Below are 25,687 nucleotides of genomic sequence, written 5' to 3' on the forward strand. Positions count from 1 at the left end.
AAAGGCCCGGTCCGTATGGACCGGGCCTCTCCTGTGGCTAGCGACGTGAACTAGTGGCTGAGGGTCTTCTGATCCGCAGCCGCGTCGATGGATTCGTGCGCGCCGTGGTGGCTGTGTGCCGCCGCGAGTTCCGCCGGGCTGGCGGGAGCAACGCGGTCCTCGAAGAACCACTTGGAGAGCAGCGCACGGCGCTTTTCCTTGCGGTCCACGATTCCGTGGCTGTTCGGCACGGCCGGGAGCGGCGACGGGGATTCGAAGCCGACCAGCTTGTAACGCTTGTACTCATCCAGCGGGGCGTGGACCTCGATGAACTCGCCGTGCGGCAAGCGGACGATACGGCCGGTCTCGCGGCCGTGAAGGGCAATTTCGCGGTCCTTGCGCTGCAGGGCCAGGGCGACGCGCTTCGTGACGATGAAGGCGAGGATCGGGCCGATGAAGAACAGGGCGCGGAGCCAGTAGGTGACGTCGTTCAGGGCCACGTGGAAGTGCGTGGCGATGAGGTCGGAACCTGCGGCGGCCCACATCACGCAGTACCAGACGAAACCGGCCATACCGATGGCGGTCCGGGTCGGGGCGTTGCGCGGGCGGTCCAGGACGTGGTGTTCACGGTCGTCCTTGGTGATCCAGCGCTCAATCCACGGGTAGGTGAACATCACGGTGAACAGGATGCCGGCCGGCACCAGGGCCGGCAGGAGGACGTTGAACGTGAAGACGTGGCCGAACCAGACCTGCTCAACGTGCCAGTTCCCGAAGGTGCCCGGCATAAGGCGCAGGGCACCGTCGACGAATCCGATGTACCAGTCAGGCTGGGTGCCGGCCGAGACGGGGGAGGGGTCATACGGGCCGTAGTTCCAGATCGGGTTGATCGTGAAGAAGCCTGCCATCAGCGCGATAACGCCGAACACGATGAAGAAGAAGCCGCCGGCCTTTGCCGCGTAGACCGGGCCGAGGGGGTAGCCGACGACGTTGCCGTCGTTGCGGCCCGGGCCGGGGTACTGGGTGTGCTTGTGCACGACCACCATAAAGAGGTGCGCAACGATCATCAGGAGGATGAGCGCCGGAACCAGCAGGATGTGGAGCATGTACAGGCGGCCGATGATCGCGGTGCCCGGGAACTCGCCGCCGAAGAGGAAGAACGAGATGTAGGTGCCGATCACCGGGATGGACTTGATCACGCCGTCGATGATGCGCAGGCCGTTGCCGGAGAGCAGGTCATCGGGGAGTGAGTAGCCGGTGAAGCCTGCAGCCATGGCCAGGATCAGCAGGACGCTGCCCACAACCCAGTTCATTTCGCGCGGCTTGCGGAAGGCGCCGGTGAAGAAGACGCGCAGCATGTGCACGGACACCGAGGCCACGAAGAGCAGTGCGGACCAGTGGTGGACCTGGCGCATGAACAGGCCGCCGCGGACATCGAAGGAGATGTTCAGGGACGAGTTGTACGCCACGGACATTTCAACGTTCTTCAGCGGCAGGTAGGAACCCTGGTAGTGGGTTTCCGCCATCGACGGATCGAAGAAGAACGTCAGGAAGGTGCCGGAGAGCAGCAGGATGACGAAGGAGTACAGCGCCACCTCGCCGAACATGAAGGACCAGTGGTCGGGGAAGACCTTCCGGCCGAATTCACGGAGGATGCCGGAGCCGCCGACGCGCTGGTCGACGAAGTCGGTGATGCGGCCGCCCTTGGTCTTGGCGACGAAGGTGGGGGTGTTAGCTGTTGACGTTGCGCTCATGCTCATCACGCTCCCAGTAGCTAGGTCCAACAGGTTCTTTGAAGTCGCTCGTAGCGTAGAGGTAACCTTCGTCGTCTACGGCGATGGGCAGCTGCGGGAGCGGCCGGCTGGCCGGGCCGAAGATAACCTTGCATTCCTGGGTCAGGTCGAAGGTTGACTGGTGGCACGGGCACAGCAGGTGGTGGGTCTGCTGCTCGTACAGGGCAACAGGGCAACCGACGTGGGTGCAGATCTTGGAGTAGGCAACGATGCCGTTGTAGCTCCAGTCCTCACGGCCCGGGGAGGGCTTGAGGGACTCGGGGTTCAGGCGCATGAGCAGGACGACCGACTTGGCCTTCTCGTTCAGCTTGCCTTCGTGCAGCTCGTTCAGGCCTTCCGGGATGACGTGGAAAGCCGAGCCGATGGTGACGTCCGCAGCCTTGATGGGGGTGCCATCGGGGTCGCGGGTCAGGCGCTTGGTCTTCCCGTCAACAGGGGCCCACATGGTGTGTGCCAGCTTGTTGTCCGGACGGGGGCCGAGGTCGCCGAAGACGGCCAGGGCCGGCAGCGGGGCGAGGGCGACGGCGCCAAGCAGGGTGTTGCGGATCAGCGGACGGCGCTTGATACCAGTTTCCTCGACGATGTCGTCGACGATCCGGACGGCGGCCAGGCGGTCCTCTTCGGTGCGGATAGCGTGGCGCTCTTCCGACACTTCGTGGTCCGGCATAAGGGCCTTGGCCCAGTGCACGATACCGGTGCCGATACCCAGCATGGCGAAGGCGGTGCCAATGCCCAGCAGGGTGTTCTGCAGCCGGATGGTGGCGATCGAGGAGTCATTTCCAAGATCGATGGCGAAGTACGCCACCAGGAATATCAGGGTGCCCACGACCGAGGCGCCGAACAGAAGGGCCACCTGCCGTTCCGCTCGCTTGGCGGCCCTCGGGTCCGTGTCAGCCAGGCGCAAACGATGCGGGGGAATTCCAGGATCCTGGAACTTCTCCACCTCATTCTGACCAGCCGTAGCTACGGTGCCCGAGTGGTTCGGACTGCCGTCACTATGGTTGCCCATAATTCGCCTCATCCTTCTCTCGTCTCGACCAGTGTCGAGTTAGTTTTCAATTCAAACTGCTGACGGATCAGCAGAAAATTCTTACAAGTGCCGCTGACGCCTAGGACGTCCGCGAAGTCAGCCAAATGGTGAAGGCGATGATGACGCCCAGGCCGGCGATCCAAACAAACAGGCCCTCGGAGACCGGACCCAGGGCGCCGAGGTCGTTGCCGCCCGGTGAGCCGTTGGCCTCAATCTGCTTGAGGAAGGTGATGATGTCGCGCTTGCCTTCAGGGGAGACGTTGGCGTCGCTGAAGACGGGCATGTTCTGCGGGCCGGTGACCATGGCCTCGTAGATGTGCTTGCCGGAAACGTCGGCGAGGGCCGGGGCGAACTTGCCCCGGGTCAGCGCACCGCCGGCGGCAGCGGCGTTGTGGCACATCGCGCAGTTGGTGCGGAAGAGCTCGCCGCCCTTGGCGGCGTCGCCCTTCTCATCAAGCACACCGGCCTCGGGGATCGAGGGGCCGGGTGCCAGCGAAGCGACGTACGCCGCGAGCTGGTGGGTCTGCTCCTCGTTGAACTGCGCCGGCTTCTTGTAAGCCTGCGGGCCGTTCATCTGCATGGGCATACGTCCGGTGCCAACCTGGAAGTCAACGGCGGCGGCGCCGACGCCCACAAGCGACGGTCCGGCCTGTGAACCACTGGCACCCATGCCGTGGCAGGTGGCGCAGTTGGCGGCGAACAACTTGCCGCCCTCTTCCGCGTCACTTGCACTGAAGGTGGTGGTGTCGGCCTTGGCCTGGTTGACGGTGGTGGCGACGGCGTACAGCCCACCAGTGATGAGGAGACCCATAAGCAGCAGCGCAACTGCTGCCAGTGGGTGACGTCGCTTCTGCGAGAGTGCCTTCACGTGGTGGTTCCTTTTTTCGATGCTGCGTTGGCTCCGGGAGCCGCTTCTTGAAATTCTGCCTCTTGTAGAAAAAGAGTCAAGCCGTGGCTACTTGAGGACGTAGATGACCAGGAAGAGGCCGATCCATACGACGTCGACGAAGTGCCAGTAGTACGAGGTGACGATCGCGGAGGTTGCTTCGAAGTGCCCGAACTTCTTCGCTGCGAAGGAGCGTCCGATGATGAGCAGGAAGGCAATGAGGCCGCCGATAACGTGCAGGCCGTGGAAGCCCGTGGTCATGTAGAACGCCGAACCGTAGGCGTTGGTGGAGAGCGAGACGTGCTCGGAGACGAGCATGGCGTACTCGGTCGTCTGGCCGGCCACGAAGAACGCACCCATGATGAATGTGAGTGTGAACCACTCATTCATTCCCCAGCGGGTGAAGCTCAGGGGACCGCCAAGCCGACGCGGCTGAAGCCGTTCGGCGGCGAAGACGCCCATCTGGCAAGTAAAGGAACTGGCCACGAGGACGATCGTGTTAACGAGCGCAAAGGGGAAGTTGAGCTTGGCTGTCTCTTCAGCCCACATCTGTCCGGACGTCGAACGGAGTGTGAAGTACATGGCAAAGAGACCGGCGAAGAACATCAACTCACTGGACAGCCAGACAACGGTTCCAACGGAAACCATGTTCGGGCGATTCAGCGTCGGGTGCGCCGGGGTACTGGGGGCATGGGTCGCAGATGTCACATAGACATTATGTCTGTAAAACTCTGTCCTGCCCAACGCAAACCGCGTTTTGAGGGGACTTTTTCTACAAAGACGCGAAATCACGCGGAAAAGTTCCCGGACCCCTTCGCATTGGGCATTGCAGCCCCCGGGTCGATAGCATCGGAACGTGACTTCCCAGGCATCTGAACAGGCGGCAGGCAAGACGTGGCCGCGCCTCATCGGCGCGCTGATCAACGGCACGGACCTCACCGCCGGCGACACGGAGTGGGCCATGAACTCCATCATGTCCGGCGAGGCCACCCCGGCCCAGGTGGCCGGCTTCCTGGTGTCTTTGCGCGCCAAAGGCGAGACGGTGGAGGAACTCACCGGTCTGGTCGAGGCAATGATTGACTCGGCGAACCCGCTCGAGATCGCCGGCCAGAAGCTCGACATTGTCGGTACCGGCGGCGACCAGTTGAACACCGTCAACATTTCCACCATGGCTGCCCTTGTCTCAGCCGGGGCGGGGGCCAAAGTGGTCAAGCACGGCGGCCGCGCGTCGTCGTCGACGTCGGGTTCCGCGGACGTCCTCGAAGCGCTGGGTGTCCGTCTTGACCTGCCGATCCCGCGGGTGGCCCGGAACGCCGAAGAAGCCGGCATTACGTTCTGCTTCGCCCAGGTGTTCCACCCCTCGATGCGGTACGCCGCCGTCGCACGCCGCGAACTCGGGGTGCCGACGGCCTTCAACTTCCTGGGACCGATGACCAACCCGGCCCACGTCCAGGCGTCCGCCGTCGGCGTCGCCAATGAACGCATGGCCCCGCTGGTAGCCGGTGTCCTCGCCAAACGCGGCAGCCGGGGCCTGGTCTTCCGCGGTAACGACGGGCTTGATGAACTGACCACCACCGGACCGTCCCGCATCTGGGAAATCCGCGACGGCGTGGTCACTGAAGGCGTTTTTGACCCGCGGGACCTGGGGATCCGGCAGGCGACGGTTGAGGAACTGCGGGGCGGGGACGCCGTGGCCAATGCCGCCGTCGTCCGGTCTGTCCTGGCGGGTGAGCCGGGTCCGGCAAGGGACGCTGCCCTGTTGAACGCTGCTGCCGGCCTGGTCTCCTTCGACCTCGAGGCCACCGGCCCGTTGACTGAGCGGATGGCCGCGGCGATGGCCCGGGCCGAGGAATCGGTCGGGTCCGGCGCTGCGGCTGCGGTCCTGGACCGGTGGGTCGCGCTGTCGCGCGACTAGGTCTTTACTGTTCGAAGCCCAGGGCGAAGGCCGCGTCGAGATCGTGCTGCGAGTACGCGCGGAACGCAATGTGGGTGGTGGTGTGAACCACCGCGGGAACCTTTGAGAGTTTGTCCGCGATGACGTCCGCGAGTTCCTCATGCTTGGCCACCCGGGCAATCGCGATCAGGTCCCACTCGCCGGTGACGGAATAGACCTCGCTGATGCCGGGAATCGCGGAGATTTTTTCGGCCGTTTCCGGAATTGCGGAAGCGTCAGTCTTGATCAGGACGAAAGCGGTGATCACAGGGGAACCTTTCGGATCTGTCGCGCCGTTGCCGGCGTATCGATTGGCCTCAAAGGGCCGTGCCATCTGCCTGCAAGCCTAGTGCATCAGCCCCGCTGGCGCCGTGCCTTTAGGCGACGCGCGGCCGCCACCAGCAGCCGATAGCCAAGCAGGAATACCGCGAGGCTGATCAGGGCCACGATCACGAACGGCAGCACCACAACCTGCCCGGTCAACGCCCGGAGGAGCATCCCCACCGCCACCGTTCCCAGCCAGACTGCGACGCCGGCCGGCCACACCGCGAGGGGTCCGCGCCAGAGCCGGAAGGCGAGCCAGGCCGCCGCGGCCCCGGCCAGGAACGGCCACGCTGTGGCCAGGACGCCGGTAATGATTTCGCCGCGCTGGTGTGCGTCACGGCCGATGGCCGCGAAGAGGAGGATCAGGACGACGTCGGCGACGGCGGCTATCACTGTGGCGCGTTTGGTGGCGGGGCGCTGCGTCGGCAGGGAACTGTTCGAAAGCATACTTCCAGCGTAGCCGCGACTGCCTGAGCTGCTGACCGTCGTCGGTTTTCCCGGGCGTTCCTCAGCGTTGCTCAGGTGACGGGAGCGCGCGGGGCAAACATAATTACCGCGACTCCCACGAGGCAGACCAGGGAACCGATGACGTCCCAGCGGTCGGGCCGGAATCGGTCGAAGACCATGCCCCAGGCGAGGGATCCCGCGACGAAGACGCCGCCATACGCGGCGAGGATGCGTCCGAAGTGCGCATCCGGCTGCAGAGTGGCCACGAATCCGTAGATTCCCAGGGCAATGATCCCCAGCCCGGCCCACCACCAGGCCCGGCCCTCCCGGATGGCCTGCCAGACTAACCACGCCCCGCCAATTTCCGCGACGGCGGCAAGCACAAAGAGCAGGACGGACTTCAGGATTGTCATGTCCACATCATCGCGCATCCGGGATCCGAGCGCGCGGCGGCCTGTGGTGCATAGCGGGGCGGCGGCCTACCATGATGCCGGTAGGCGGACGCGGAGGAGAGCGCTATGACAACACTGCCCGGCAGGCCCAACACGGCCCTGATGGTCATCGATGTACAGAACGGCGTGCTGGAGGGGGTGGTGCAGCGCGATGCCGTCATCACGAACATCGCCGAGCTGCTCGGCAAGGCCCGCGAAGCGGCGGTTCCAGTCGTCTGGGTGCAGCATTCGGATGCCCAGCTGGAGCGGGGGAGTGAAGCGTGGAAATACGTGCCCGCCCTAACGCCCCAGGACTCCGAGGCCCTGGTGCACAAGTCGTACGGGGACTCCTTCGAGGGGACCGACCTTGAGGACGTCCTGGCGCACGCCGGTGTCGGCCGGCTCTTGGTGACCGGGGCGCAGACGGACGAATGTATCCGGTCCACCATCCACGGTGCTTTTGTGCGCGGGTATGACGTGACCCTGGTGGCCGATGCCCACACAACGGAGGACTTGACCGACTGGGGTGCACCCCCGCCGGAGCAGGTCATAGCGCACACCAATCTCTACTGGGAGAACCACTCCGCCCCCGGGCGTACCGCCGAGGTGGTGCAGACCAGGGATGTGACCTTCGACGGCGGGACAGAGCCGGCCGCCTGAGCGCACATTTCCAGCGGTCCGGCATGATGTTGGGATGCGACTGAGGACTGAACGGCTGATCCTGCGTGAGTACACCATGGACGACTTCGCTGCGGTCCACACATTCGCCTCGGACGAGCGGGTCGCCGAGTTTGTTGAATGGGGCCCGAACACTGAGTCCGACACCAGGGGGTTCCTGGAATCCTGCGTCCAGGCACAAGGTGCCTCCCCGCGGGTCGACTTCACGCTCGCAGTGGCCGCTCCATTGGGCGGCCCGCTGGGAACTGTCGGTTTGACTCTCGCCCACGGCCACGGGGAGCTTGGCTACGTCATCGCCCCGGACCATTGGGGCAGCGGCTACGCCACGGAGGCCGCCTCAGCACTTCTGGCGTTCGGGTTGGACGAACAGGGTCTGCAATCCGTCAGCGCCACCTGCAGGCCGGAGAACGCCGCCTCAGCGCGGGTGCTCTCGAAGATCGGGATGTCCTGTAAGGGGCTTCGGAGGGCCGACAGGCTGATTCGGGGACAGTGGCGCGATTCCCTGGTTTTCGCCGTGTCGCGGCCTACCGCTCGCCCGCTTCATGGGACGTAGGATCGACGGATGACCAGCCTGACTGCACCCGACGTTCGTTTCCATAGCTCGTGGCTGGAAGGGTCGGCAGAGTTCGACGGCGCCCATCGCGACGGCGGCGGGGGAGAGGACTGGTCGCTCCAGAACCTGCAGGACCCCGGGGCTTTCGCCGCATTTGTCGAGGAATTGGTCAGTGCCGCGTTGCCTGAAACTCCCCGAAAGCCTGGGTATGTCCCGTGCACGTACCTGTGGATTGTGGACGGCGGCACGTTCCTTGGATCGCTGGCCATTCGGCACGAGCTGAACGACTTCCTCCTCAACGAGGGTGGCCATATTGGCTACAGCGTTAGGCCGTCCGCCCGCCGTCGCGGACACGCGTCACGGGCGTTGGCGGATGCGTTGCCGGTGGCCCGGGACCTTGGGATCGGCCCCGCACTCATCACCTGCGACGAAGGCAACGTTGGATCCCGGGCAACCATCGAGAAGAACGGCGGTGTGTACGAGGACTCGCGCAAGGGCAAGCGGCGCTACTGGGTGGCAACCGCCTGACCCCGGGTTCCACCTCGGTGCCGCCAGCTGCGGGCCCGCCTGGTCAATCAAGTTTCGTAGGTGCGCCCGTAATTTTCGTCCCTCGCCGGGAAACCTAATGTCTAGCGGGCGGTTCAGCCCGCGATAACGGATATTTGGGGGTTAGACAATGAAAAGCAACCGCACCAGCCTTTGGACGACTGTCACGTTGGCAGGCTTTGCCGCCAGCCTGGTGCTCACCGGATGTGGGTCACAGGCAGGAACCGCAGCTTCACCCGAACCCCGGCAGGTGACCGACGTGTCCGATCTGGCCGCCCCGCTTTCCGTCGTTCCTGCGGCGGCTGCCCGGCCGGCGGTGCAGGCCAATGCCGCCGAGCGTGCCTTGACGGCTCCGGCGTCGCCGTCCAAACACGCACCGCAGGCGCTGAAGTCGTTCACCTTTCCGGACGGGCACATTTCCTTCCAGTACCCCGCATCGTGGACTGTCCGGACCGTGCAGCCTCCGGCGGGACTGCCCGGCATCGAAGTCATCGTCACGGACGGCGCGGGCAACGATCTGTTGTCCTTTGCCAATGGTGTCACTGCCGGCTGCGCCGCTGGTCCGGTGACACGCCACGTGCTCGACCAGGCGGCGGTTCCCGGAATGACGGCGCCCGACGGAACGGAGCCGGTCTTCGGGTTCGCCGTCGAAGCCATCGGCGACGTCAACGCCTATTACATGGGCCTGGTCGATCCACGGTCTTTGGCGCAGGGGGAGGGCGTCGCTTCGTGGTGCAGCCTCGTCCAGACGGGTAACGGCGGGCTGTTCAGCCGCGTGCTGTTCGACGAGCCCGCGTTCAAGAACCAGGGCGCGGCACGGGCCTGGATGAATACCGACCAGTACGCCCAGCTCAAGGCCCTCTTGCTGAGCCTCGACTACGCGTGAGCACGTCCTGATCGGACGAAGGAGCCCGCCGGCGGGGGACCGGCGGGTTGCTTTCGCGCCTGAACGGTCCGGGCGCAAGAGATCGGTAGGCTGATGCCGGAGCTGGCACGAGCCAGCTCCAGAGCAACCATTGATGGGGCAATGACGCATGACAGGCATTGAGCGGTGGGGCCGGTCTTACTTCGGATTGCAAGCTGCTGCAGGGGCCTGTTGGTGGGTCGGAGTCTGGTTGTGGCCTGCACTGCGTCAGGTGACGCTCGGCAAACTCGACCCCGCAGCGATCGCCGTCGTTGATATTCCGTTGTTCGTGATGGCCTCCGCCGCCGCAGCTTTCGGTGTGCGGGCGGCAGCTTCCGTGAACGCCGGCTGGACTGCCGCCGTCGCCCTCGCCCTCGCGGTCTACGCAACGCTCACCGGCCAGGCCGGCTGGGGTGTGCTGGGCATGGGCGCCGCAACGGCGGGATCCCTGATCGCCCTGTGCGCGGTGTGGCTGGGCCGCGTTCCTACGGAATGGATCCTCCGCGGTCCGTTCGCCTTCAGGACCGCCACCAGACGGCCGACGACGGCTCCCCATGTGCTCGCTACCTTCGGGCAGATCGTGATCTTTTGGGGATTCTTCCTTGGTCTGTTGCCGTGGGTCATTCGCTTCTTCGAGATGCGCTGGCAGGTGGCGCTTCCGTTTCCGCCGGGGGCCGGACTTGCCGGTGCCGCGGCGCTGGTAATAGCAAGTGCACTCGGGATTTGGTCGGCAGTAGCCATGTCAACGCGCGGGCTAGGGACACCGCTTCCGTCGGCGATGCCGAACCGGCTGGTCATCGCCGGCCCGTACCGCTGGATTCGCAACCCGATGGCGCTGGCGGGCATCGTCCAGGGCGCTTCGGTCGGCCTCATCATGCATTCCTGGCTGGTCATCGCATACGCCGTCGCAGGCTCGCTGGTCTGGAACTACGTGGTAAGGCCGTTGGAGGAGTCCGATCTCCGGACGCGGTTCGGGGACGACTTCGAGCGCTACCGCGCCGCTGTGCGCTGCTGGATCCCACGGCTGCCAACGGCCCACCCTCGGGCGAGCGACGCGCCAACCTTGTGAGCCGGAGGATTCGGCCAAGAGACGCATGCGTGCCTCGAACGCCGGGGGAGAGGAGCCGTGAGCCGGGTCTTCGTCGCCCGGATCTGTTCCGACGGCCGTACGTGCGTGACCGGAGTCTTGTGACCGGAGTCCGACGTCGACCTTGCCGCGTTGGTGTATCGCCGGGTTCCCGTCGACGACGATGTTGCAAACCGATTGATCCGCTGTGGGCAGATGGTTGGGCGACGGAGGCCCGTGGCGTACCAGCGCGGATTTCCTTCGGGAGTGATCGCTGACGTCGAAGGCAACCGCATGGCGGGCGGCAGGCGGGGAGTTGTGGAGCGAGAACCTGTTCAGCGCTTTTCATGTTACTTGACATAATGTTGATTATCGGCGTTCTTGATAGTTTCGAGAGCGGGCCCGTATCCAGGCAGATTTAGTCTCCACCGAGTCGTTCAGCAAGCGTCTGTGGCTGACGTTGTGAGTCGCGTTCGTTCATTCGCCTGACTCAACGCCAGCCAGGTTTACAGAGAACGAACTACAGTGTCGATGACAAAAAAGTGCACTGGTGATTTCAGCAGGCTTTCCAGTGACATCAAATGATTTCATCGGTGAACCGGAAAATGCACTCAGCTAAATATGTCCGGGTTGAATTGATGAGCTCTCAGTCGCCTGCTGAGGCCGATTCGCGGGCGTATGCACAATCTCGCTGTTAGCGCTCCGGCGCCGTCCGGCATCAGCTGTTCCTTGGATTCTCCTGAAGCGCACGTCCCACGGGACCGCAGGGGCAACGCAGGTGGCCACGTGAAGCCACCCACGGGGACTGCGGTTGATCAAGACCCCGGTTGGCCAAGAGGGCAGCTACTCCCCCGGCAATTTATGCGATAAATCCGTTATTAGGAATTAATCTAATTAGCGCACACCGAAATTACAAGCCCTTTACGAAGAAATACCGAGATGAATTCAGTTAGTGCAAACAATATGCCGCACGCGCCGGATCTATTTCCCGACATACGCTGCCAGATGTTCGCCTGTGAGCGTGGACTCGGCCGCCACCAGCTCAGCCGGCGTCCCCTCAAAAACGATCTTGCCGCCGTCGTGCCCGGCGCCCGGCCCGAGGTCAATGATCCAATCCGCATGCGCCATGACTGCCTGGTGGTGCTCGATGACGATGACGGACTTGCCGCCGTCGACCAACCGGTCGAGAAGCCCCAGCAAGTTCTCCACATCGGCCAGGTGCAGGCCCGTCGTCGGTTCGTCGAGGACGTAGACGTCGCCCTTCTCGGCCATCTGGGTGGCAAGCTTGAGCCGTTGACGCTCGCCTCCGGACAGTGTGGTGAGCGGCTGCCCCAGGCTCAGGTAACCGAGGCCGACGTCGGCCAGGCGGTCCAGCACCTTGTGCGCTGCCGGCGTCTTGGCATCCCCCTCGGCAAAAAACGCCTCAGCCTCGGTGACTGACATGGCGAGCACCTCGGCGATGTTGCGGCCGCCCAGCGTGTACTCCAGCACCGACGCCTGGAACCGTTTCCCCTCGCATTCCTCGCAGGTCGATTCCACGGTGGCCATCACGCCCAGCTCTGTGTAGATCACGCCGGCCCCGTTGCACGTGGGGCAGGCTCCTTCGGAGTTCGAACTGAACAACGCCGGTTTGACGCCGTTGGCCTTCGCGAACGCCTTGCGGATGGGCTCGAGCAGCCCGCTGTAGGTTGCCGGGTTGCTGCGGCGGGAACCGCGGATGGCGCCCTGGTCGATGATGACCACGCCGTCCCGGCCCGCCACCGAACCGTTGATCAGGCTACTTTTGCCGGACCCGGCCACACCGGTCAGAACGCACAGCACACCGAGGGGAATGTCGACGTCGACGTCCCGGAGGTTGTGCGTCGCAGCGCCACGGACTTCCAGGGCACCCGCGGACTGGCGGAAGGAGCCCCGAAGCCCGGCACGGTCATCCAGGTGTTGTCCGGTGATGGTGCCGCTCCCCCGCAAATCCTCGACACTCCCCTCGAAGACCACCTGACCGCCGCCGGAACCGGCGGCCGGCCCCAGGTCGATGACATGGTCCGCGATCGCGATGGTCTCGGGCTTGTGTTCCACCACCAGGACAGTGTTGCCCTTATCCCGCAACTGCAGCAGCAGGCCGTTCATCCGTTCAATGTCGTGCGGGTGAAGGCCGATCGTGGGCTCATCAAAAACGTAGGTGATGTCGGTGAGCGAGGACCCCAGGTGCCGGATCATTTTGGTCCGCTGGGCCTCTCCCCCGGACAGCGTCCCGGCCGGGCGGTCCAGTGAGAGGTAGCCCAGCCCAATGTCGGCGAAGGAGTCCAGCAAGTGCTGCAGTCCGCGCAGCAACGGCGCGACTGACGGTTCCCGCAGCTCGCGGACCCAGCCGGCCAGGTCGCTGATCTGCATGGCACAGACGTCCGCGATGTTCTTTCCGTTGATCCTGGCGGACCGTGCCTCCTTGCTGAGCCGGGTGCCGTCGCACTCAGGGCAGAGGGCAAACGTGATGGCCCGGTCAACGAAGGCACGGATGTGCGGCTGCATGGATTCCGGATCCTTGGACAGCATGGATTTTTGGATCTTGGGGATCAGGCCTTCATAGGTGAGGTTGATGCCCTCGACCTTGATCTTGGTGGGCTCTTTGTAGAGGAGGTCGTGGAGCTGCTTCTTGGTGAACTTGCTGATCGGCTTGTCCATGTCGAAAAAGCCTGAGCCACTGAAGATCCGCCCGTACCACCCGTCCATGCTGTAGCCGGGGATCGACAGCGCGCCCCCGGCCAGCGACTTGGACTCGTCATAGAGGGCCGTCAGGTCGAAGTCGGAGACCGAGCCCATGCCTTCGCAGCGAGGGCACATCCCGCCCAGGTAGACCGCGTTCTGCACCACGCTTTTCTCGACCCGGCCGGCCTTTTCCGTGCTCATCACACCGCTGGCCTTGCGTGTGGGGACATTGAAGGAGAACGCCGTCGGCGGCCCGACGTACGGGGTGCCGAGCCGGCTGAAAAGGATACGCAGCATGGCGTTGGCGTCGGTGGCGGTCCCGACGGTGGAGCGCGGGTTCGATCCCATCCGCTCCTGGTCGACGATGATCGCCGTCGTCAGCCCCTCGAGCAGGTCCACGTCCGGCCTGGCCAGGGTGGGCATAAAGCCCTGGACGAAGGCGCTGTAGGTCTCATTGATCATCCGCTGGGACTCCGCAGCGATGGTGGCGAAGACCAGGGAGCTCTTCCCCGAGCCGGAGACTCCTGTGAAGACAGTGAGCCGGCGTTTTGGAATTTCCACGCTGACGTCTTTGAGGTTGTTCTCGCGGGCGCCCTGGACCCGGATGAGGTCGTGTGTGTCGGCAATATGCGGCGCCGGGCCCTGCGTGTCGGTGGTCGCTGCCATGCTCATCGAGTCTCCCTCTGTTCCCGCCCGGCCGTCCCCAGGCGGGCTCGACGGCGTCGCCCGCTGGATGTGAACAGCTTAGAACAGTCGGTGGGCTAATCATTGTGCTATCTGCGGCCCTCACTGAGAATGAACCATGACGGTCTACCTGAGGTCCCTCGAAACTGCTGTCCCGCCCACGCTCCTGATCCAAGCCGAAGCCCGCGACGTCTTCGCCGCCCAGCCGGGGCTCAGCCGGCTCGGCGCCCGGCTGGTCAGCACCTGCTTCGACTCCGCCGCCATCGACACGCGCTACACCGCCGTCCGGGAACTCACCACCGACTTCCGGTCGGAGGATCCGCAATTCTTCGACCCGGCCACAGGCCTGCTGCTCAGCCCCAGCACCAAGGTCCGCAACGACATCTTCGCCTCCGAGGCCAGCAAACTTTTCGTCGAGGCAGCAGCCAAGGCCCTCGCGGCCTGTCCCGGTATGCTGCCCGGGGACATCACCCACCTGGTCACGGTTTCCTGCACGGGTTTCTTCAATCCCGGGCCCGACTACAAAATCGTCCGCGCACTCGGCCTAAACCCCGCAGTCCAGCGCTACCACCTCGGGTTTATGGGCTGCTACGCAGCCTTCCCGGCCCTGCGGGCCGCCAAATCGTTCTGCGACGCCGACCCGGACGCTGTGGTCCTGGTGGTCTGTGCCGAACTCTGCTCGCTGCACGTCCGGACCTCTAACGATCCGGACACCATCATGGGTTCGGCGCTGTTCGCCGACGGCGCTGCGGCCGCCGTCATCAGCGCCCGTGAGCTCCCGGATCAGCCGGCCCTGCTGACTCTGGACCACTTTGAGACCGTCCTGACCCCGGTGGGAGAAGAAGCGATGGCGTGGAACATTGGGGACGAAGGCTTCGAAATGGTCCTCGGCACCTACGTGCCGCACATCATCGACGACCACATCGTCGGGGCCCTCGAACCATTGCTGGCCCACGACGCGGCGCTAGCCGGTCTCGACTACGCGGATATCCAGCACTGGGCCATCCATCCGGGCGGGCGGTCCATATTGGACAAGGTCCAGTCCCGGCTCGGGCTGAGCGATGACCAGCTGGTGCCCGCGCGCGAAACCCTGCGCAACTACGGCAACATGAGCAGCGCCACGGTGCTGTTCGTCATCCGGTACATCCTTGACCTCCCGGCGGGCACGAACGACGACGGCGGGGACGGAAGTGTGGACGCGGCCGACGGCGGGGAGCGGATCTGTTCCATGGCGTTTGGACCGGGATTGACTGTTGAAACAGCGCTGTTCACTAAACTCATTTCACCGCGGGCCGTGAACAGCGACGCCGATGAACGCCTTGGGGTGCCGCGGCCGGAAACCGCCGTGGTCTGAGGTCCGGCCCATGCAAGCGCTCCGCCGGCGTGACGTCGATGCCGTCGAGGAAATGGACCGCGAGGACTGCGATCCGCTGCGGTTGCGCCGAACCTACGCCCAGTTCGCCCTGGTCAACCGCGCCGTGTCCGGCTGGCGTGGCATCTACCGGCGCGAACTGCGGCCGCTGCTCTCCGCTACCCGCACCACAACCCTGCTGGACATCGGCTGCGGCGGCGGCGACGTCCCGGTGCTCCTGGCCCGCTGGGCAGCCCGGGACGGGTTTACCCTCGCGGTAACGGCCATCGATCCTGACCCGCGGGCCGCAGCTTTCGCGACCGGCCGCCGGGGCCATGCAGGCGTCGAATTCCGGCAGCAGACAGCCGCAGAGCTGCTGGCGGGCGGCGCTCGCTACGACGTCGTGGTCTCCAACCATGTCCTGCACCATCTGGCACCGGACGAGTTGCCGGTCTTCCTCGACGAATCGGCGGCCCTTGCCAGCGGCAAAGTCATCCACAACGATCTGCGCCGCAGCGCCGCAGCGTACGCCTTGTTCGCCGTCGGCGCGTTGCCCTTGCGCGGCTCCTATATCCGGCAGGACGGTCTGACCTCGATCCGGCGAAGCTACACGGCGGCCGAGCTCTCGGCCGCCGCTCCCCCGGGCTGGGCCGTGGCCCCCCGGGCGCCCTTCCGCAATCTGCTGGTCCTGGACAGGGCCACGGCCGTCCGGGGGCGAGTCAGTGAATGACGTCCTGATCGTTGGCGGCGGCCCGGTGGGGCTCTTTATGGCCGCCTTGCTGGCCCAGGAAGGCGTTCCGGTAACCGTGCTGGAACAGCGCTCCGGACCGGAGCCGAACTCGCGGGCCATCGGAATCCACCCGCCGGCCCTTGAGGCACTGCGGCGGATCGGGGTAGACCGGGAACTCATCCACCGCGGCGTTCCCATCCGGCGCGGGGTCGCCCTGGCCGGCGGGAGCATCAGAGCTGAAATGTCCTTCGCACGGGTATCGGAGCGGTATCCGTTTGTCCTGTCGCTGCCGCAGGACCGGACCGAAGCCGTCCTTGCGCAGCGCCTCCGCGCCCTCGACCCGCAGGCGCTTCAACGCGGCGTGCGGGTGTCCTCGCTGAACGACGACGGCCGGCAGGTCGCCGTGCAGGCATGGGCCGGCGACCAACAGCTGACATTCACGGCGCCTCTGGTGATTGCCGCCGACGGGGTGAGGTCCACGGCCCGGGCTGGCCTGGGCGTGCACCTGCGGCGCCGCGACTATCCGGACTGCTACGTCATGGGCGACTTCGCCGACGGCACGGGCCTGGGTCCTGACGCCGCGCTGTTCCTGGCCGGCGCCGGGATTGTGGAGTCCTTTCCGCTGCCCGGCCGGCTGCGCCGCTGGGTTGTGCGCCTATCCCAGGCATCCCCCGGCGCGGAAGGGGTTGCCGACGCCGCCTGGCTCGCCCGAGAGATCCGGCGGCGGACAGGGATCGACGTGGACGCCGGGAGCAACAGCATGCTGAGCAGGTTCGGCGCCCGTTCAGGCCTGGCCCGCAGGATGGTGGCCGGCCGCGGGATCCTGATCGGGGATGCGGCCCATGAAATCAGTCCGATCGGCGGGCAGGGTATGAGCCTGGGGTGGCTCGACGCGCTGGCCCTGGCGCCGCTGGTACCGGCGCTCCTGGCCGGGGACGCATCCGGGCTGCCGCTGTTCGAAACAGCCCGGATGCGCCATGCGGCGCGGGCGGCCCGCCAGGCCGAGCTCAACATGGCACTGGGCCGGCCGCTCCGGCAGGGCCCCCTGGTGGTGCGCAACCGCGCCATCGCCGCCGTTGCGGGGGTCCCGGCGATAAACCGGTTCGTCGCCCGCAGGTTCACCATGCACTAGGGCCCTGCGGGCTACTGGGGCTTGTAGTAGCAGTCGTAGCTGTGCTGGCTAACGATCCTGCCGTCGCGGACCTCGAAAATCGATGCCGTCCGGGCCCGGATCTGCTCGCCCCGGTCCCAATGCGGCAGGTCGATCTGCAGCGTCGCGGACCATTCGGCCTCCACCACCACCCGCCCGCCCTCACACGTGGTGCGCTCCACGTCGAAGCGCTGCCCGGAGACGATCTCACTGCTGTGCTCGGCACCCTCAAGGACCTGGGACCGGTTGCGCGTGGACCCGGCCGGGCCCAGCAGGTGCGGGGCTTCGGTGAGGACGTAGTCGTCGGCCAGGAACGGTTCCAGCGCCGCCGCGCCGCCGTCGGCTTCGATGGCGCGGAGCAGGCCGAGGACGCAATCGAGCGGAGTGGGGGAAGTCATGGACCGAGACTAGCCGACGCTTGGCCGGCGGGAGGTACAACGCGGTGCGTCCGGACGCGGCGCCGCCTAGACTGACCGCATGGGCCGCCTTTCCCTGATGCTCTGCCGATCTGCCACCGTGTTGGCGGTGGTGGCCGCCGCCTCCTGCAGCGGGGTTCCGGATCCGGGGACACGGGCCGGTTCGACGACGGCGGGTCCTGCCGCCGGACCGCTGACGGCCCAGATCAACCAGTTCCGCGACAACTACAGCAAACAGATCATCGAGATCCAGCTGACCAACACCACGGCCGCGCCCATGACCGTGATCGCAGCCGGCCTGCGGAGCCCGCAGTTCGAGTCCGGTATCAACTGGAGCTCGGCAGCGGCCGGGACGGAGCTGCCGCCGGGCCAGACCAAGAGCCTGCCGGCCCGGCTGCCGGCCGCGTCATGCACAGGTCAAACGCAACCTGTCCCTACGCAGACCGGCCAGCCCTCCCCTGAAGCTAGTTCGGCACAGTCCGCCGTCGTCGAGGTCCGGGTGGCGGCGGCCGGCGGGGAGCCGGCCAGGACGGTGACGGCGCCCGCAACGGACCCGTTCGGTGTCCTGGACCGGAACAACGCCGAACTCTGCACCGCCCAGGCGGCCGCCGCGGTGGCCGACTTCAGGCTGGGTCCCGGACTCGCGGTGTCTGCGGACGGCCGGAGCGCCGTCCTGACCCTGGTGGTGACCCCGCGGAACCAGGCCGGAACGGCCGGCCCTGCCGGGGCGGGGCTGACGCTTGACAGCATCGGCGGGACCACGCTGGTGGAGGAGGATCCCAGCGCCCGCTGGCCGGTCGGGCTACGGGTGTCCGCAACCGGCCCGGCGTACGGAATCCGGCTCGGTATCCGGCCGGCCCGCTGTGACCCGCACGCCGTAGCTGAGGACAAAGTGGGGACCCTGTTCCCCGTGCGGATCACCGTCGCCGGCCGGCAGGGCATCCTAAAAGTGGGTGCCAGCACTCAGTTGAAGGGACGCGTGCAGGATTTCGTCACGTCGGCATGCGGACGACAGTAGTCTGTTGCCATGTCTCCCAACGTACGGAACGAACACGACCATAACGCCCCGAAATCCCGGGTCAGGGACGACCACATCCGGGAATCCGTCGCGGAGATCGTCAACGCCGGGGTGCTGCCACCCATCGTCCAGGTAGGCCATCCGGCGCTCCGCCACGTGGCTGTTCCGTACACCGGCCAGCTCACCAACGACGAGCTCGGCCGCCTCATTGACCTGATGCGCAGGGTTATGCACAAGGCGCCGGGCGTTGGCCTTGCCGCGCCCCAGCTGGGCATCCCGCTCCAGCTGGCCGTCCTCGAGGACAGGTTCGACGTCGACCCGGACGTCGCTGCCGTCCGGGGACGGGAACCACTGCCGTTCTTCGCCATGCTGAACCCCAGCTACGAGCCGCTCGGCACGGCCCGGGCGGCGTTCTACGAGGGCTGCCTGTCCCTGAACGGTCTGCAGGCCGCCGTGATGCGTCCCGAGTCGGTGCGCCTGACTTTCATGGCCGTGGACGGCAGCACACAGCAGCGGGATTTCACCGGCTGGCAGGCCCGGATCGTCCAACACGAAACCGACCACGTGCACGGGATTGTCTATCTGGACCGGGCCGAGCTGCGCTCGCTGAGCAACAATGCCGAGTATGCGGCGCGCTGGGCCCAGCCGGACATCGGGCACGCCCGGCAGGAACTCGGATTCCTGCCGGACGAGCCCACCGGCTAGCCTGCCGCCGGCGCCGGATTGTCCGCCGTCGGCAAGTGCTTGGCCCACCAGGCCAGGATGTGATCGAAGCGCTGGCGGCGGTGGTGCGGGGTGCCGGACCGGGAGAGTTCATGGTTCTCACCAGGGAAAACCAGGAACGCCGCTTCGACGCCCTGCTGCTTGAGCGCCGTGAAATACCGCTGCCCCTGTTCCACGGGGCACCGGAGGTCCTCCTCGCTGTGAATGACCAAGGTGGGCGTCCGGACGTGCTCCAGCCGGGCCATGGGACTCTGTGCCGCCATTTGTTCTGCGGATCGGCCGGTGTATTCACCGCCGAAGAACCAGCCGATGTCCGAGGACCCGGTGAAGCTCACAGGATCCAGGAAGCCCCGCTCTACGATCGAGGCCCTGAAGCGGTGGTCGTGGCTGATGGTCCAGGCTGTCAGGTAGCCGCCGTAGGACCCGCCCATAATGCCCAGCGCGCCGCCGTCGAGCTCCTGGAACTTCTCCAGGGCGCCGTCCAGGAAGGCCAGGACGTCCTGCATGTCCACCGTGCCCATACGCTCCTTGATGGAGCGGCCGTGGGCCTGGCCGTACCCGGCAGAACCGCGCGGATTGCTCATCAGCACCGCGTATCCGGCCGCCGCGTACACCTGGGCTTCGTCGAACAGCGCGCCGGTGAACTGCGCGAACGGGCCGCCGTGGATGTTCAGCAACACCGGGTGCGGACCCTCGCCGGCCGGTGCGACCAGCCAGCCGTGCACCGGATAGCCGTCCGCGGAGGCGAACGTCAGTTCCTGCGGCGGGATGATCCCGGCCTGGTCCCGCAGCGGTGCGGAGAAATCGGTCAGGCTCCGTGGCCGGCCCGCCTCGAGGACCGCGACATCGCCTGAGGTGGTCGCGTCGGTGTAGCTCAGGACCACCGCTCCCCCGTTCTCAGCAGCGCCCGTGACCACGCGCTCATCGGCGACCAACGCCGCCCGTTGCCCCGACGGCCCGAACTCTAGAAGCTGCACGGCGCCGCGGGCGTTGTTGAGCACCAGGACCCCGTCCTGGCCCATCAACTCGAGGCTGCCGCCGACGTCCATCGTTTCCACGTCGCTCAGCGCCACCGGTTCTCCGCCGGCAGCGGGCATGACGTAGAGCACCGTGTTGCGGGCCACGAAATCCTGGCCGGCGTCCCCGAGGTCCTGTGCGGCGAAATACAGCCACTGCCCATCCCGGCTCTGCCGGACTGCGGTGACGGACAGCCGGGCCAGCGCGGCCGGGGCTACCGCCTCGGGATCAGCAGCCGCAGTGTCCACGTTCGCAGCACTGTCCAGCGGCAGCCGGTAGATCCCGGTAATGAGGTCGTTGTCGCGGCCTTCATGCAGGGCGGCCGTGAAGTACAGGAACCGTCCGTCGTTGCTGTAGCTGGCTCCCTCGTGGTCAGTGGCCGCAGTGGTGAGCTGGCGCGCCTTCGGCAGGTTGCCGGGTTCCTCTCCGCTCTTGTCCGCAGAGGCCCCGGCGGCCTTCAACGCCCGGCCCGCGGGGGCGACCCACGGCTCCTCGTCAAGGCCCGGGACGTCGATGGCGAACAGCTGGACGGGCTTGTCAGCGGTGTAGCCGACGCCGTTCATCCGGTACTGGTACGTGGTGATCAGCCGTGCATCTTCACCGCCGGCAGAGACTCCGTCGACGGTGCCGTAGCGGCCCTCGTCGGGAGTCCGCGCGCTGAAGACCAGGCCGCGCGAGTCCGGCGACCAGGTGAAGGCGCCGACCCCCAGCGGAGCATCGGTCAGCTGAACCGGCTCGCCGCCGGTGGCTTCCACGATGTACAGCTGGGGCTTGCCCCCGGCCGGCGCCCGCAGGAACCCGAGGACGCGCCCATCCGGGGAAAACGCTGGAGCGGAGTCCCGGAACCCGCGGGTCAGCCGCCGCGGAGGCAGCGCCGGATCCACCGGCACCGTCCACAGCTGGCCCACGTAGGCGTCGGCGTCGAAATCGGGGCGGACCACGGACACTACGGCTTTGGAGCCGTCAGGGTGCACCGCGGGAGCCGAAACGGACTTGAGCAAGGGAAGATGTTCGGATTTCACGAGTGCGAGCCTAACCGCTGCGGCGCGGGAGGTGAAGTAGCTCACACCGGCGCGGCGTTCCGCCCGAATGGCCGGGAAGGAGAGCGGCGGGGCCGGCGCCGCGGCCCTACGATGGACTCTATGCTCCCCGCTTCCCTCGCCGCCCTGGCGTGCCCCGTGTGCCGGAAGCCCCTCGCGGCCGACGCTGGGATGCGTTCGCTCATGTGTTCGGCCGGGCATAGTTTCGACGCCGCCAAACAGGGATATTTCAATGTCCTGACCGGCAAGGGCACCGTCTTCGAAGCGGACTCGGCCGCGATGGTGGCCGCCCGCTTCGACTTTCTCTCCGCCGGCCACTACCGGCAGTTGGCGGCAACCCTTGCCGAGCTGGCCGGTCCTTTCCTCGCCGGCCCCGAGGCAGCCGTGCTCGACGCCGGGACGGGTACCGGCCACTATCTCCGGGCCCTCCTGGACCGCTCCCCCGCGGCCGCCGTCGGCCTCGACATCTCCAAGTTCGCGCTGCGACGGGCAGCCCGGCTGAACCCCGAGGCGGTCAACCTTGTGGCCGATGTCTGGCAGCCGCTCCCGCTCGCGGACGACGCCGTCGACGTCGTGACGGTGGTCTTCGCGCCGCGCAACGCACCCGAGTTTGCCCGGGTGCTCCGGCCGGGCGGCCGCTTGATCGTGGTCACACCGCTTCCCGGGCATCTCGCCGAGGTGGCGACGGTCACGGGAATGCTGGGCATTGAGCCGGCGAAGGAAGAGCGCCTCGCGGCGACCCTCGGCACACATTTCAGTGCCCACGAAGTCCAGGAACTGAATCTGGCCCTGGAGCTGGCGCCGGAAGACGTCGCGAAGCTGGCCATGATGGGACCGGCCGGGCACCACCTCGACCCCGCGTCCCTGTCAGCCATTGCGGCGGGGCTGCCGCCGCGCACCCCGGTCACTGCCCGCTTCAGGGTCAGCGTCTTCGAGCCGCTGCCCTCCCCCGCCGCGCCGCAGTCAACATAACGACTTGGCCACGTTCGCCCCCTAGTCCGGACTGCCCGCCCCCTGCACCACCCTCCGGCCTAGGATGGGAAGACAAGGTGCAGCGTGGCTAAGGGGGAAAAATGTTCGACTGGCTGGCCGACAACTGGTGGGCTCTCTGGCTCACGGTCTTCCTGGTGTTCGCTGTGGTGGAAATGCTCACCCTCGATCTGTTCTTCATCATGCTCGGCGGCGGCGCGCTGGCCGGACTCGTTGCGGCCTTTGCCGGCGCGGATTTTTGGCTCCAGATCGTCATTTTCAGCGTCGTGTCCCTGCTCATGATCGGCTTCGTCCGTCCCGTCGCCCTCAAGCACCTGCGCAGCAGCCCGGCTGACCAGCGCAGCAACGTCGAGCGCCTCATCGGCGAATCGGCCCTGGTGATGGAACCCGTCAGCGCCACCGGCGGACTGGTCAAAATTGGCGGCGATGTCTGGAGTGCCCGCATGGAGGTGGGCGAGCTCGCCCCCGGGCAGCACGCCGTCGTCCGCTCGATCGACGGCGCCACCGCCGTGATTGTCCCGGAGCCGGATCCGGCAGCCGAGTAGGCAGCCCGCCCGGGAACAGAACCCGGGGCACAGTCTTCCTGCCGCCGCCACCGGCTTCAGGATCTGCGGCAGTACCGCTGCCGCGCACAGCAAAACCACATATCTGGGGAAAAGGTGATGTATGGATATCGCAGTCGCAATAGTGCTGCTGGTACTCGTTGCGTTCGTAATAATCGTCCTGGCGCGCTCGGTGCGGATTGTTCCGCAGGCACGGGCCGGCGTCGTCGAACGGCTTGGCAAGTACCAGCGGACGCTGAATCCGGGCCTGACCATCCTGATTCCGTTCGTTGACCGGCTGCTGCCGCTCCTTGACCTGCGCGAACAGGTGGTTTCCTTCCCGCCGCAGCCAGTCATCACCGAAGACAACCTGGTGGTCTCCATCGACACTGTGGTCTATTTCCAGGTGACGGACGCGCGGGCAGCAACGTACGAGATTGCCAACTACATCCAGGCCGTCGAACAGCTCACCACCACCACGCTCCGAAACGTCGTGGGCGGACTGAACCTCGAAGAGGCGCTGACTTCCCGTGACCAGATCAACGGCCAGCTGCGCGGCGTCCTGGACGAAGCGACCGGCCGGTGGGGTATCCGTGTATCCCGGGTTGAGCTGAAGGCGATCGATCCGCCCCACTCCATCCAGGATTCGATGGAAAAGCAGATGCGCGCCGAACGTGACCGCCGCGCGGCGATCCTGACGGCCGAGGGCACCAAGCAGTCGGCCATCCTTACGGCCGAAGGCCAGCGGCAGTCCTCGATCCTGAAGGCCGAAGGTGATGCCCAGGCAGCCATCCTGCGCGCCGACGGTGAGGCCCAGGCCATCCAGAAGGTTTTCGAGGCCATCCACAAGGGCAACCCGGACCAGAAGCTGCTGGCCTACCAGTACCTGCAGACGCTGCCGAAGCTTGCCGAGGGCACATCCAACAAACTGTGGATCATCCCCAGCGAAGTTGGCGAAGCGCTCAAGGGCATCGGCAACGTCCTGGGCGGCACCAACCCGGATCCGACGTCGGACGGCCCGTTCGCTGGGCCGGCCGCACAGTCTTCGCCGTCAGAACCAGCCGCGTCGTCCACCGGCGTCCCGGGCGCCTAGCCGCGAAGCGAGATGGACCGCTCCGTGCGGCCAGGCTAAACAGGGAGGCATCCGCTGCGGCGGGTGCCTCCCTTCCTGTTGACCCCGCCCGCTGCCGGAAGGCTCCCCCGCCGGGCTGCCCGGGTCCGCTCCGCCGGGAGGTCCCGGGTTTACCTGGGACGCTGGGGCCGCGTATACTTGTGTATTTGTCCGGTCGGTTCAGCCCGCCGGAACATTTACGCTTCGCGGCGCGTTATATCTACTGACGATTTCTGCAGTGGGAACGCAATGCAAAAAGTAGTCCGGCGGGGTCCTCGTGGCCCCCGGCTAGCGCAGGGCCCGGCCCTGCGAACCGATCATAAGGGAGAAAAGATGAGCGATCGCAGCCTGCGGGGTATGCGCCTTGGCGCACAGAGCATGGAGACCGAATCCGGTGTCGAACCGGCTCCGCGCCAGCGTGTTGAGTACCGTTGCGAGGACGGCGAGCAGGTCTTTGTGACGTTCTCCTCGGAAGCGGAGATCCCCCCGGTATGGGTTTCGAAGACCGGTAAGGAAGCCCTCCTGGTCGACGGCGAACGCCCCGTCAACAGCAATGAGAAGGCTGTCCGCACCCACTGGGACATGCTGCTCGAACGCCGCTCGCTGCCCGAGCTGGAGCAGATCCTCGAAGACCGCCTCACCATCCTGCGTGAGCGCCGCGGCGAACGCCGCTCGGCCTAGGGTTCCTCCGCTGCCCGGCAGCCGGCACCATAGCAAAAAGGCCGGTCCGGCACCTGAGAAGGTGCCGGACCGGCCTTTTTTGCGCCTGCTGTGGCTACTTGCGGCCGAGCTTGCCGGCCAGCGTGTTCCAGCGGGCGCTGAGGCCCCACTTGGTCACGTTGATCATGGCCTCGACCACAATGTTGCCGCTCATTTTCGAGGCGCCGAGTTCACGCTCCACGAAGGTGATGGGGCGTTCGACGATGTTCAGTCCCAGCTTGGCCACGCGCCACGCGAGGTCCACCTGGAAGCCGTAGCCCACCGAATCCACCGAATCCAGGTTGAGCTTCTCGAGGGTGCTCCGGCGGAACGCGCGGAAACCACCGGTGACGTCCTTGATCTTGACGCCGAGCATCAGGCGGGCGTAGGTGCTGCCGACGCGGGAGATCGCCTGCCGGTACAGCGGCCAGTTGACCACGCTGCCGCCCGGAACCCAGCGGGAGCCCATGGCCAGGTCGGCGCCCTGTTCCACGGCTTCGATCAGCTGGGGCAGCTGCTCGGGCTTGTGCGAGCCATCGGCGTCCATCTCGACCAGGATGTCGTAGCCGGCGTCCAGGCCCCACTTGAAGCCTGCAATGTAGGCCGCACCCAGCCCGGCCTTGCCCTGGCGGTGCAGGACGTGGACCTGGCTGTCCTCGGCGGCGATGCGGTCCGCGAGCTGGCCCGTGCCGTCGGGGCTGTTGTCGTCAACGACCAGGACGTCGGAGGCAGGCACGGCAGTGCGCAGACGCCCAAGGGTCTTGGGCAACGATTCCAGCTCGTTGTAGGTCGGGATAATCGTGAGGACACGCACTGCGGGGCCTTTCCTTGGAGGGAGCGGTCGGTGGGCCGGGCCGGCAATTAGCCGGCGACGGGCACAGCTCCCCATTATAGACAGTCAGGGGCCGGGAACCCTGCCTTCCGGGACGGTGGCGTGCACCACGCC

At 66.2% G+C, this 25,687-nt stretch carries 26 protein-coding genes; 15 read left to right on the top strand and 11 right to left on the bottom strand.

Features of this window, described 5'->3' with window-relative positions; genetic code table 11:
• Positions 1–50 precede the first annotated feature (50 nt).
• From qcrB to ctaE, 4 genes are all read right to left on the bottom strand, one after another.
• Complete coding sequence (gene qcrB / locus AC1DHY_RS06745) at positions 51–1,730, bottom strand: cytochrome bc1 complex cytochrome b subunit (protein ID WP_476903369.1); 1,680 nt, start codon at positions 1,728–1,730, stop codon at positions 51–53.
• Positions 1,708–2,778 (bottom strand): cytochrome bc1 complex Rieske iron-sulfur subunit, encoded by a 1,071-nt coding sequence (gene qcrA, locus AC1DHY_RS06750; RefSeq protein WP_476879241.1) that lies wholly within the window; start codon positions 2,776–2,778, stop codon positions 1,708–1,710. The genes qcrB and qcrA overlap by 23 nt, the downstream gene beginning before the upstream one ends.
• A gap of 100 nt (positions 2,779–2,878) precedes the next feature.
• The gene (gene qcrC, locus AC1DHY_RS06755) at positions 2,879–3,667 is read right to left on the bottom strand and encodes a cytochrome bc1 complex diheme cytochrome c subunit (protein WP_476879240.1); all 789 of its coding nucleotides are present in this window, start codon (positions 3,665–3,667) and stop codon (positions 2,879–2,881) included.
• 87 nt (positions 3,668–3,754) lie between these two features.
• A complete protein-coding gene (gene ctaE / locus AC1DHY_RS06760) occupies positions 3,755–4,429 on the bottom strand; it encodes an aa3-type cytochrome oxidase subunit III (RefSeq protein ID WP_476879239.1) in 675 nt (224 codons plus the stop codon).
• 112 nt (positions 4,430–4,541) lie between these two features.
• Here ctaE and trpD point away from each other — a divergent pair, with 112 nt between their 5' ends.
• On the top strand, positions 4,542–5,600 hold the full coding sequence (gene trpD, locus AC1DHY_RS06765; RefSeq protein WP_476879238.1) for an anthranilate phosphoribosyltransferase: 1,059 nt from the start codon (positions 4,542–4,544) through the stop codon (positions 5,598–5,600).
• 4 nt (positions 5,601–5,604) lie between these two features.
• Here trpD and AC1DHY_RS06770 read toward each other — a convergent pair whose 3' ends face one another.
• The 3 genes from AC1DHY_RS06770 to AC1DHY_RS06780 all read right to left on the bottom strand — a co-directional run bounded on the left by AC1DHY_RS06770 (position 5,605) and on the right by AC1DHY_RS06780 (position 6,802).
• Positions 5,605–5,886, bottom strand: a complete 282-nt coding sequence (locus tag AC1DHY_RS06770; protein WP_146337532.1) for an Lrp/AsnC family transcriptional regulator — start codon at positions 5,884–5,886, stop codon at positions 5,605–5,607.
• An 86-nt stretch (positions 5,887–5,972) separates the two neighbouring features.
• The gene (locus AC1DHY_RS06775) at positions 5,973–6,389 is read right to left on the bottom strand and encodes a DUF3054 domain-containing protein (protein ID WP_476879237.1); all 417 of its coding nucleotides are present in this window, start codon (positions 6,387–6,389) and stop codon (positions 5,973–5,975) included.
• Between the two features lie 71 nt (positions 6,390–6,460).
• The gene (locus AC1DHY_RS06780; RefSeq protein WP_476879236.1) at positions 6,461–6,802 is read right to left on the bottom strand and encodes a YnfA family protein; all 342 of its coding nucleotides are present in this window, start codon (positions 6,800–6,802) and stop codon (positions 6,461–6,463) included.
• 105 nt (positions 6,803–6,907) lie between these two features.
• Here AC1DHY_RS06780 and AC1DHY_RS06785 point away from each other — a divergent pair, with 105 nt between their 5' ends.
• The 5 genes from AC1DHY_RS06785 (at position 6,908) to AC1DHY_RS06805 (ending at position 10,570) form a co-directional block, all read left to right on the top strand.
• A complete protein-coding gene (locus tag AC1DHY_RS06785; RefSeq protein ID WP_476903370.1) occupies positions 6,908–7,480 on the top strand; it encodes a cysteine hydrolase family protein in 573 nt (190 codons plus the stop codon).
• Positions 7,481–7,514: 34 nt separating this feature from the next.
• Positions 7,515–8,051 (top strand): GNAT family N-acetyltransferase, encoded by a 537-nt coding sequence (locus AC1DHY_RS06790; protein WP_476879234.1) that lies wholly within the window; start codon positions 7,515–7,517, stop codon positions 8,049–8,051.
• Between the two features lie 9 nt (positions 8,052–8,060).
• A complete protein-coding gene (locus AC1DHY_RS06795; protein ID WP_476879233.1) occupies positions 8,061–8,579 on the top strand; it encodes a GNAT family N-acetyltransferase in 519 nt (172 codons plus the stop codon).
• Between the two features lie 277 nt (positions 8,580–8,856).
• Positions 8,857–9,483, top strand: coding sequence for a hypothetical protein (locus tag AC1DHY_RS06800; protein ID WP_476903371.1), 627 nt, complete (start codon positions 8,857–8,859; stop codon positions 9,481–9,483).
• 148 nt (positions 9,484–9,631) lie between these two features.
• Complete coding sequence (locus tag AC1DHY_RS06805) at positions 9,632–10,570, top strand: methyltransferase family protein (RefSeq protein ID WP_476879231.1); 939 nt, start codon at positions 9,632–9,634, stop codon at positions 10,568–10,570.
• Between the two features lie 978 nt (positions 10,571–11,548).
• On the opposite strand, the gene AC1DHY_RS06810 is transcribed toward AC1DHY_RS06805, so the two are convergent.
• Positions 11,549–13,942 carry an ATP-binding cassette domain-containing protein gene (locus AC1DHY_RS06810; protein ID WP_476903372.1) on the bottom strand — a complete coding sequence of 798 codons (2,394 nt, stop codon included), beginning with the start codon at positions 13,940–13,942 and terminating at the stop codon, positions 11,549–11,551.
• A 130-nt stretch (positions 13,943–14,072) separates the two neighbouring features.
• On the opposite strand from AC1DHY_RS06810, the gene AC1DHY_RS06815 reads away from it, so the two are divergent.
• From AC1DHY_RS06815 to AC1DHY_RS06825, 3 genes are read left to right on the top strand one after another with little or no spacing between them, the layout of a single operon-like run.
• Positions 14,073–15,308: a type III polyketide synthase gene (locus tag AC1DHY_RS06815; RefSeq protein WP_476903373.1), complete on the top strand. Its 1,236-nt coding sequence runs from the start codon at positions 14,073–14,075 to the stop codon at positions 15,306–15,308.
• A 10-nt stretch (positions 15,309–15,318) separates the two neighbouring features.
• Entirely contained in the window at positions 15,319–16,035 is a 717-nt protein-coding gene (locus AC1DHY_RS06820; RefSeq protein WP_476879229.1) for a class I SAM-dependent methyltransferase, read from the top strand.
• Positions 16,028–17,167: an FAD-dependent oxidoreductase gene (locus AC1DHY_RS06825; protein ID WP_476903374.1), complete on the top strand. Its 1,140-nt coding sequence runs from the start codon at positions 16,028–16,030 to the stop codon at positions 17,165–17,167. The genes AC1DHY_RS06820 and AC1DHY_RS06825 overlap by 8 nt, the downstream gene beginning before the upstream one ends.
• 11 nt (positions 17,168–17,178) lie before the next feature.
• On the opposite strand, the gene AC1DHY_RS06830 is transcribed toward AC1DHY_RS06825, so the two are convergent.
• On the bottom strand, positions 17,179–17,583 hold the full coding sequence (locus AC1DHY_RS06830; protein ID WP_476879227.1) for a nuclear transport factor 2 family protein: 405 nt from the start codon (positions 17,581–17,583) through the stop codon (positions 17,179–17,181).
• Between the two features lie 79 nt (positions 17,584–17,662).
• Between AC1DHY_RS06830 and AC1DHY_RS06835 the strand changes: the two genes are divergently transcribed.
• Both AC1DHY_RS06835 and AC1DHY_RS06840 read left to right on the top strand, forming a co-directional pair.
• A complete protein-coding gene (locus AC1DHY_RS06835; RefSeq protein ID WP_476903375.1) occupies positions 17,663–18,619 on the top strand; it encodes a hypothetical protein in 957 nt (318 codons plus the stop codon).
• A gap of 9 nt (positions 18,620–18,628) precedes the next feature.
• A complete protein-coding gene (locus AC1DHY_RS06840) occupies positions 18,629–19,324 on the top strand; it encodes a peptide deformylase (RefSeq protein ID WP_476903376.1) in 696 nt (231 codons plus the stop codon).
• Here AC1DHY_RS06840 and AC1DHY_RS06845 read toward each other — a convergent pair.
• A complete protein-coding gene (locus AC1DHY_RS06845; protein ID WP_476880089.1) occupies positions 19,321–21,381 on the bottom strand; it encodes a S9 family peptidase in 2,061 nt (686 codons plus the stop codon). The genes AC1DHY_RS06840 and AC1DHY_RS06845 overlap by 4 nt on opposite strands.
• A gap of 120 nt (positions 21,382–21,501) precedes the next feature.
• On the opposite strand from AC1DHY_RS06845, the gene AC1DHY_RS06850 reads away from it, so the two are divergent.
• From AC1DHY_RS06850 to AC1DHY_RS06865, 4 genes are all read left to right on the top strand, one after another.
• The gene (locus AC1DHY_RS06850) at positions 21,502–22,371 is read left to right on the top strand and encodes a methyltransferase domain-containing protein (RefSeq protein WP_476880090.1); all 870 of its coding nucleotides are present in this window, start codon (positions 21,502–21,504) and stop codon (positions 22,369–22,371) included.
• A gap of 101 nt (positions 22,372–22,472) precedes the next feature.
• The gene (locus AC1DHY_RS06855) at positions 22,473–22,934 is read left to right on the top strand and encodes an NfeD family protein (RefSeq protein WP_476880091.1); all 462 of its coding nucleotides are present in this window, start codon (positions 22,473–22,475) and stop codon (positions 22,932–22,934) included.
• 121 nt (positions 22,935–23,055) lie between these two features.
• Positions 23,056–24,024 (top strand): SPFH domain-containing protein, encoded by a 969-nt coding sequence (locus AC1DHY_RS06860; protein WP_476880092.1) that lies wholly within the window; start codon positions 23,056–23,058, stop codon positions 24,022–24,024.
• A gap of 351 nt (positions 24,025–24,375) precedes the next feature.
• Positions 24,376–24,723: an RNA polymerase-binding protein RbpA gene (locus AC1DHY_RS06865; protein WP_026266329.1), complete on the top strand. Its 348-nt coding sequence runs from the start codon at positions 24,376–24,378 to the stop codon at positions 24,721–24,723.
• 94 nt (positions 24,724–24,817) lie between these two features.
• On the opposite strand, the gene AC1DHY_RS06870 is transcribed toward AC1DHY_RS06865, so the two are convergent.
• Entirely contained in the window at positions 24,818–25,555 is a 738-nt protein-coding gene (locus tag AC1DHY_RS06870) for a polyprenol monophosphomannose synthase (RefSeq protein ID WP_476880093.1), read from the bottom strand.
• Positions 25,556–25,687 lie beyond the last annotated feature (132 nt).

The organism is Arthrobacter sp. 05L44 (assembly GCF_056397605.1).

What these genes read in the sequence shown, in the direction of transcription:
- qcrB (WP_476903369.1), bottom strand. Translation starts at nt 1,730, where the DNA reads ATGAGCGCAACGTCAACAGCTAACACCCCCACCTTCGTCGCCAAGACC.
- qcrA (WP_476879241.1), bottom strand. Translation starts at nt 2,778, where the DNA reads ATGGGCAACCATAGTGACGGCAGTCCGAACCACTCGGGCACCGTAGCT.
- AC1DHY_RS06775 (WP_476879237.1), bottom strand. Translation starts at nt 6,389, where the DNA reads ATGCTTTCGAACAGTTCCCTGCCGACGCAGCGCCCCGCCACCAAACGC.
- AC1DHY_RS06780 (WP_476879236.1), bottom strand. Translation starts at nt 6,802, where the DNA reads ATGACAATCCTGAAGTCCGTCCTGCTCTTTGTGCTTGCCGCCGTCGCG.
- AC1DHY_RS06785 (WP_476903370.1), top strand. Translation starts at nt 6,908, where the DNA reads ATGACAACACTGCCCGGCAGGCCCAACACGGCCCTGATGGTCATCGAT.
- AC1DHY_RS06790 (WP_476879234.1), top strand. Translation starts at nt 7,515, where the DNA reads ATGCGACTGAGGACTGAACGGCTGATCCTGCGTGAGTACACCATGGAC.
- AC1DHY_RS06795 (WP_476879233.1), top strand. Translation starts at nt 8,061, where the DNA reads ATGACCAGCCTGACTGCACCCGACGTTCGTTTCCATAGCTCGTGGCTG.
- AC1DHY_RS06805 (WP_476879231.1), top strand. Translation starts at nt 9,632, where the DNA reads ATGACAGGCATTGAGCGGTGGGGCCGGTCTTACTTCGGATTGCAAGCT.
- AC1DHY_RS06810 (WP_476903372.1), bottom strand. Translation starts at nt 13,942, where the DNA reads ATGAGCATGGCAGCGACCACCGACACGCAGGGCCCGGCGCCGCATATT.
- AC1DHY_RS06815 (WP_476903373.1), top strand. Translation starts at nt 14,073, where the DNA reads ATGACGGTCTACCTGAGGTCCCTCGAAACTGCTGTCCCGCCCACGCTC.
- AC1DHY_RS06820 (WP_476879229.1), top strand. Translation starts at nt 15,319, where the DNA reads ATGCAAGCGCTCCGCCGGCGTGACGTCGATGCCGTCGAGGAAATGGAC.
- AC1DHY_RS06830 (WP_476879227.1), bottom strand. Translation starts at nt 17,583, where the DNA reads ATGACTTCCCCCACTCCGCTCGATTGCGTCCTCGGCCTGCTCCGCGCC.
- AC1DHY_RS06835 (WP_476903375.1), top strand. Translation starts at nt 17,663, where the DNA reads ATGGGCCGCCTTTCCCTGATGCTCTGCCGATCTGCCACCGTGTTGGCG.
- AC1DHY_RS06840 (WP_476903376.1), top strand. Translation starts at nt 18,629, where the DNA reads ATGTCTCCCAACGTACGGAACGAACACGACCATAACGCCCCGAAATCC.
- AC1DHY_RS06850 (WP_476880090.1), top strand. Translation starts at nt 21,502, where the DNA reads ATGCTCCCCGCTTCCCTCGCCGCCCTGGCGTGCCCCGTGTGCCGGAAG.
- AC1DHY_RS06855 (WP_476880091.1), top strand. Translation starts at nt 22,473, where the DNA reads ATGTTCGACTGGCTGGCCGACAACTGGTGGGCTCTCTGGCTCACGGTC.
- AC1DHY_RS06860 (WP_476880092.1), top strand. Translation starts at nt 23,056, where the DNA reads ATGGATATCGCAGTCGCAATAGTGCTGCTGGTACTCGTTGCGTTCGTA.
- AC1DHY_RS06865 (WP_026266329.1), top strand. Translation starts at nt 24,376, where the DNA reads ATGAGCGATCGCAGCCTGCGGGGTATGCGCCTTGGCGCACAGAGCATG.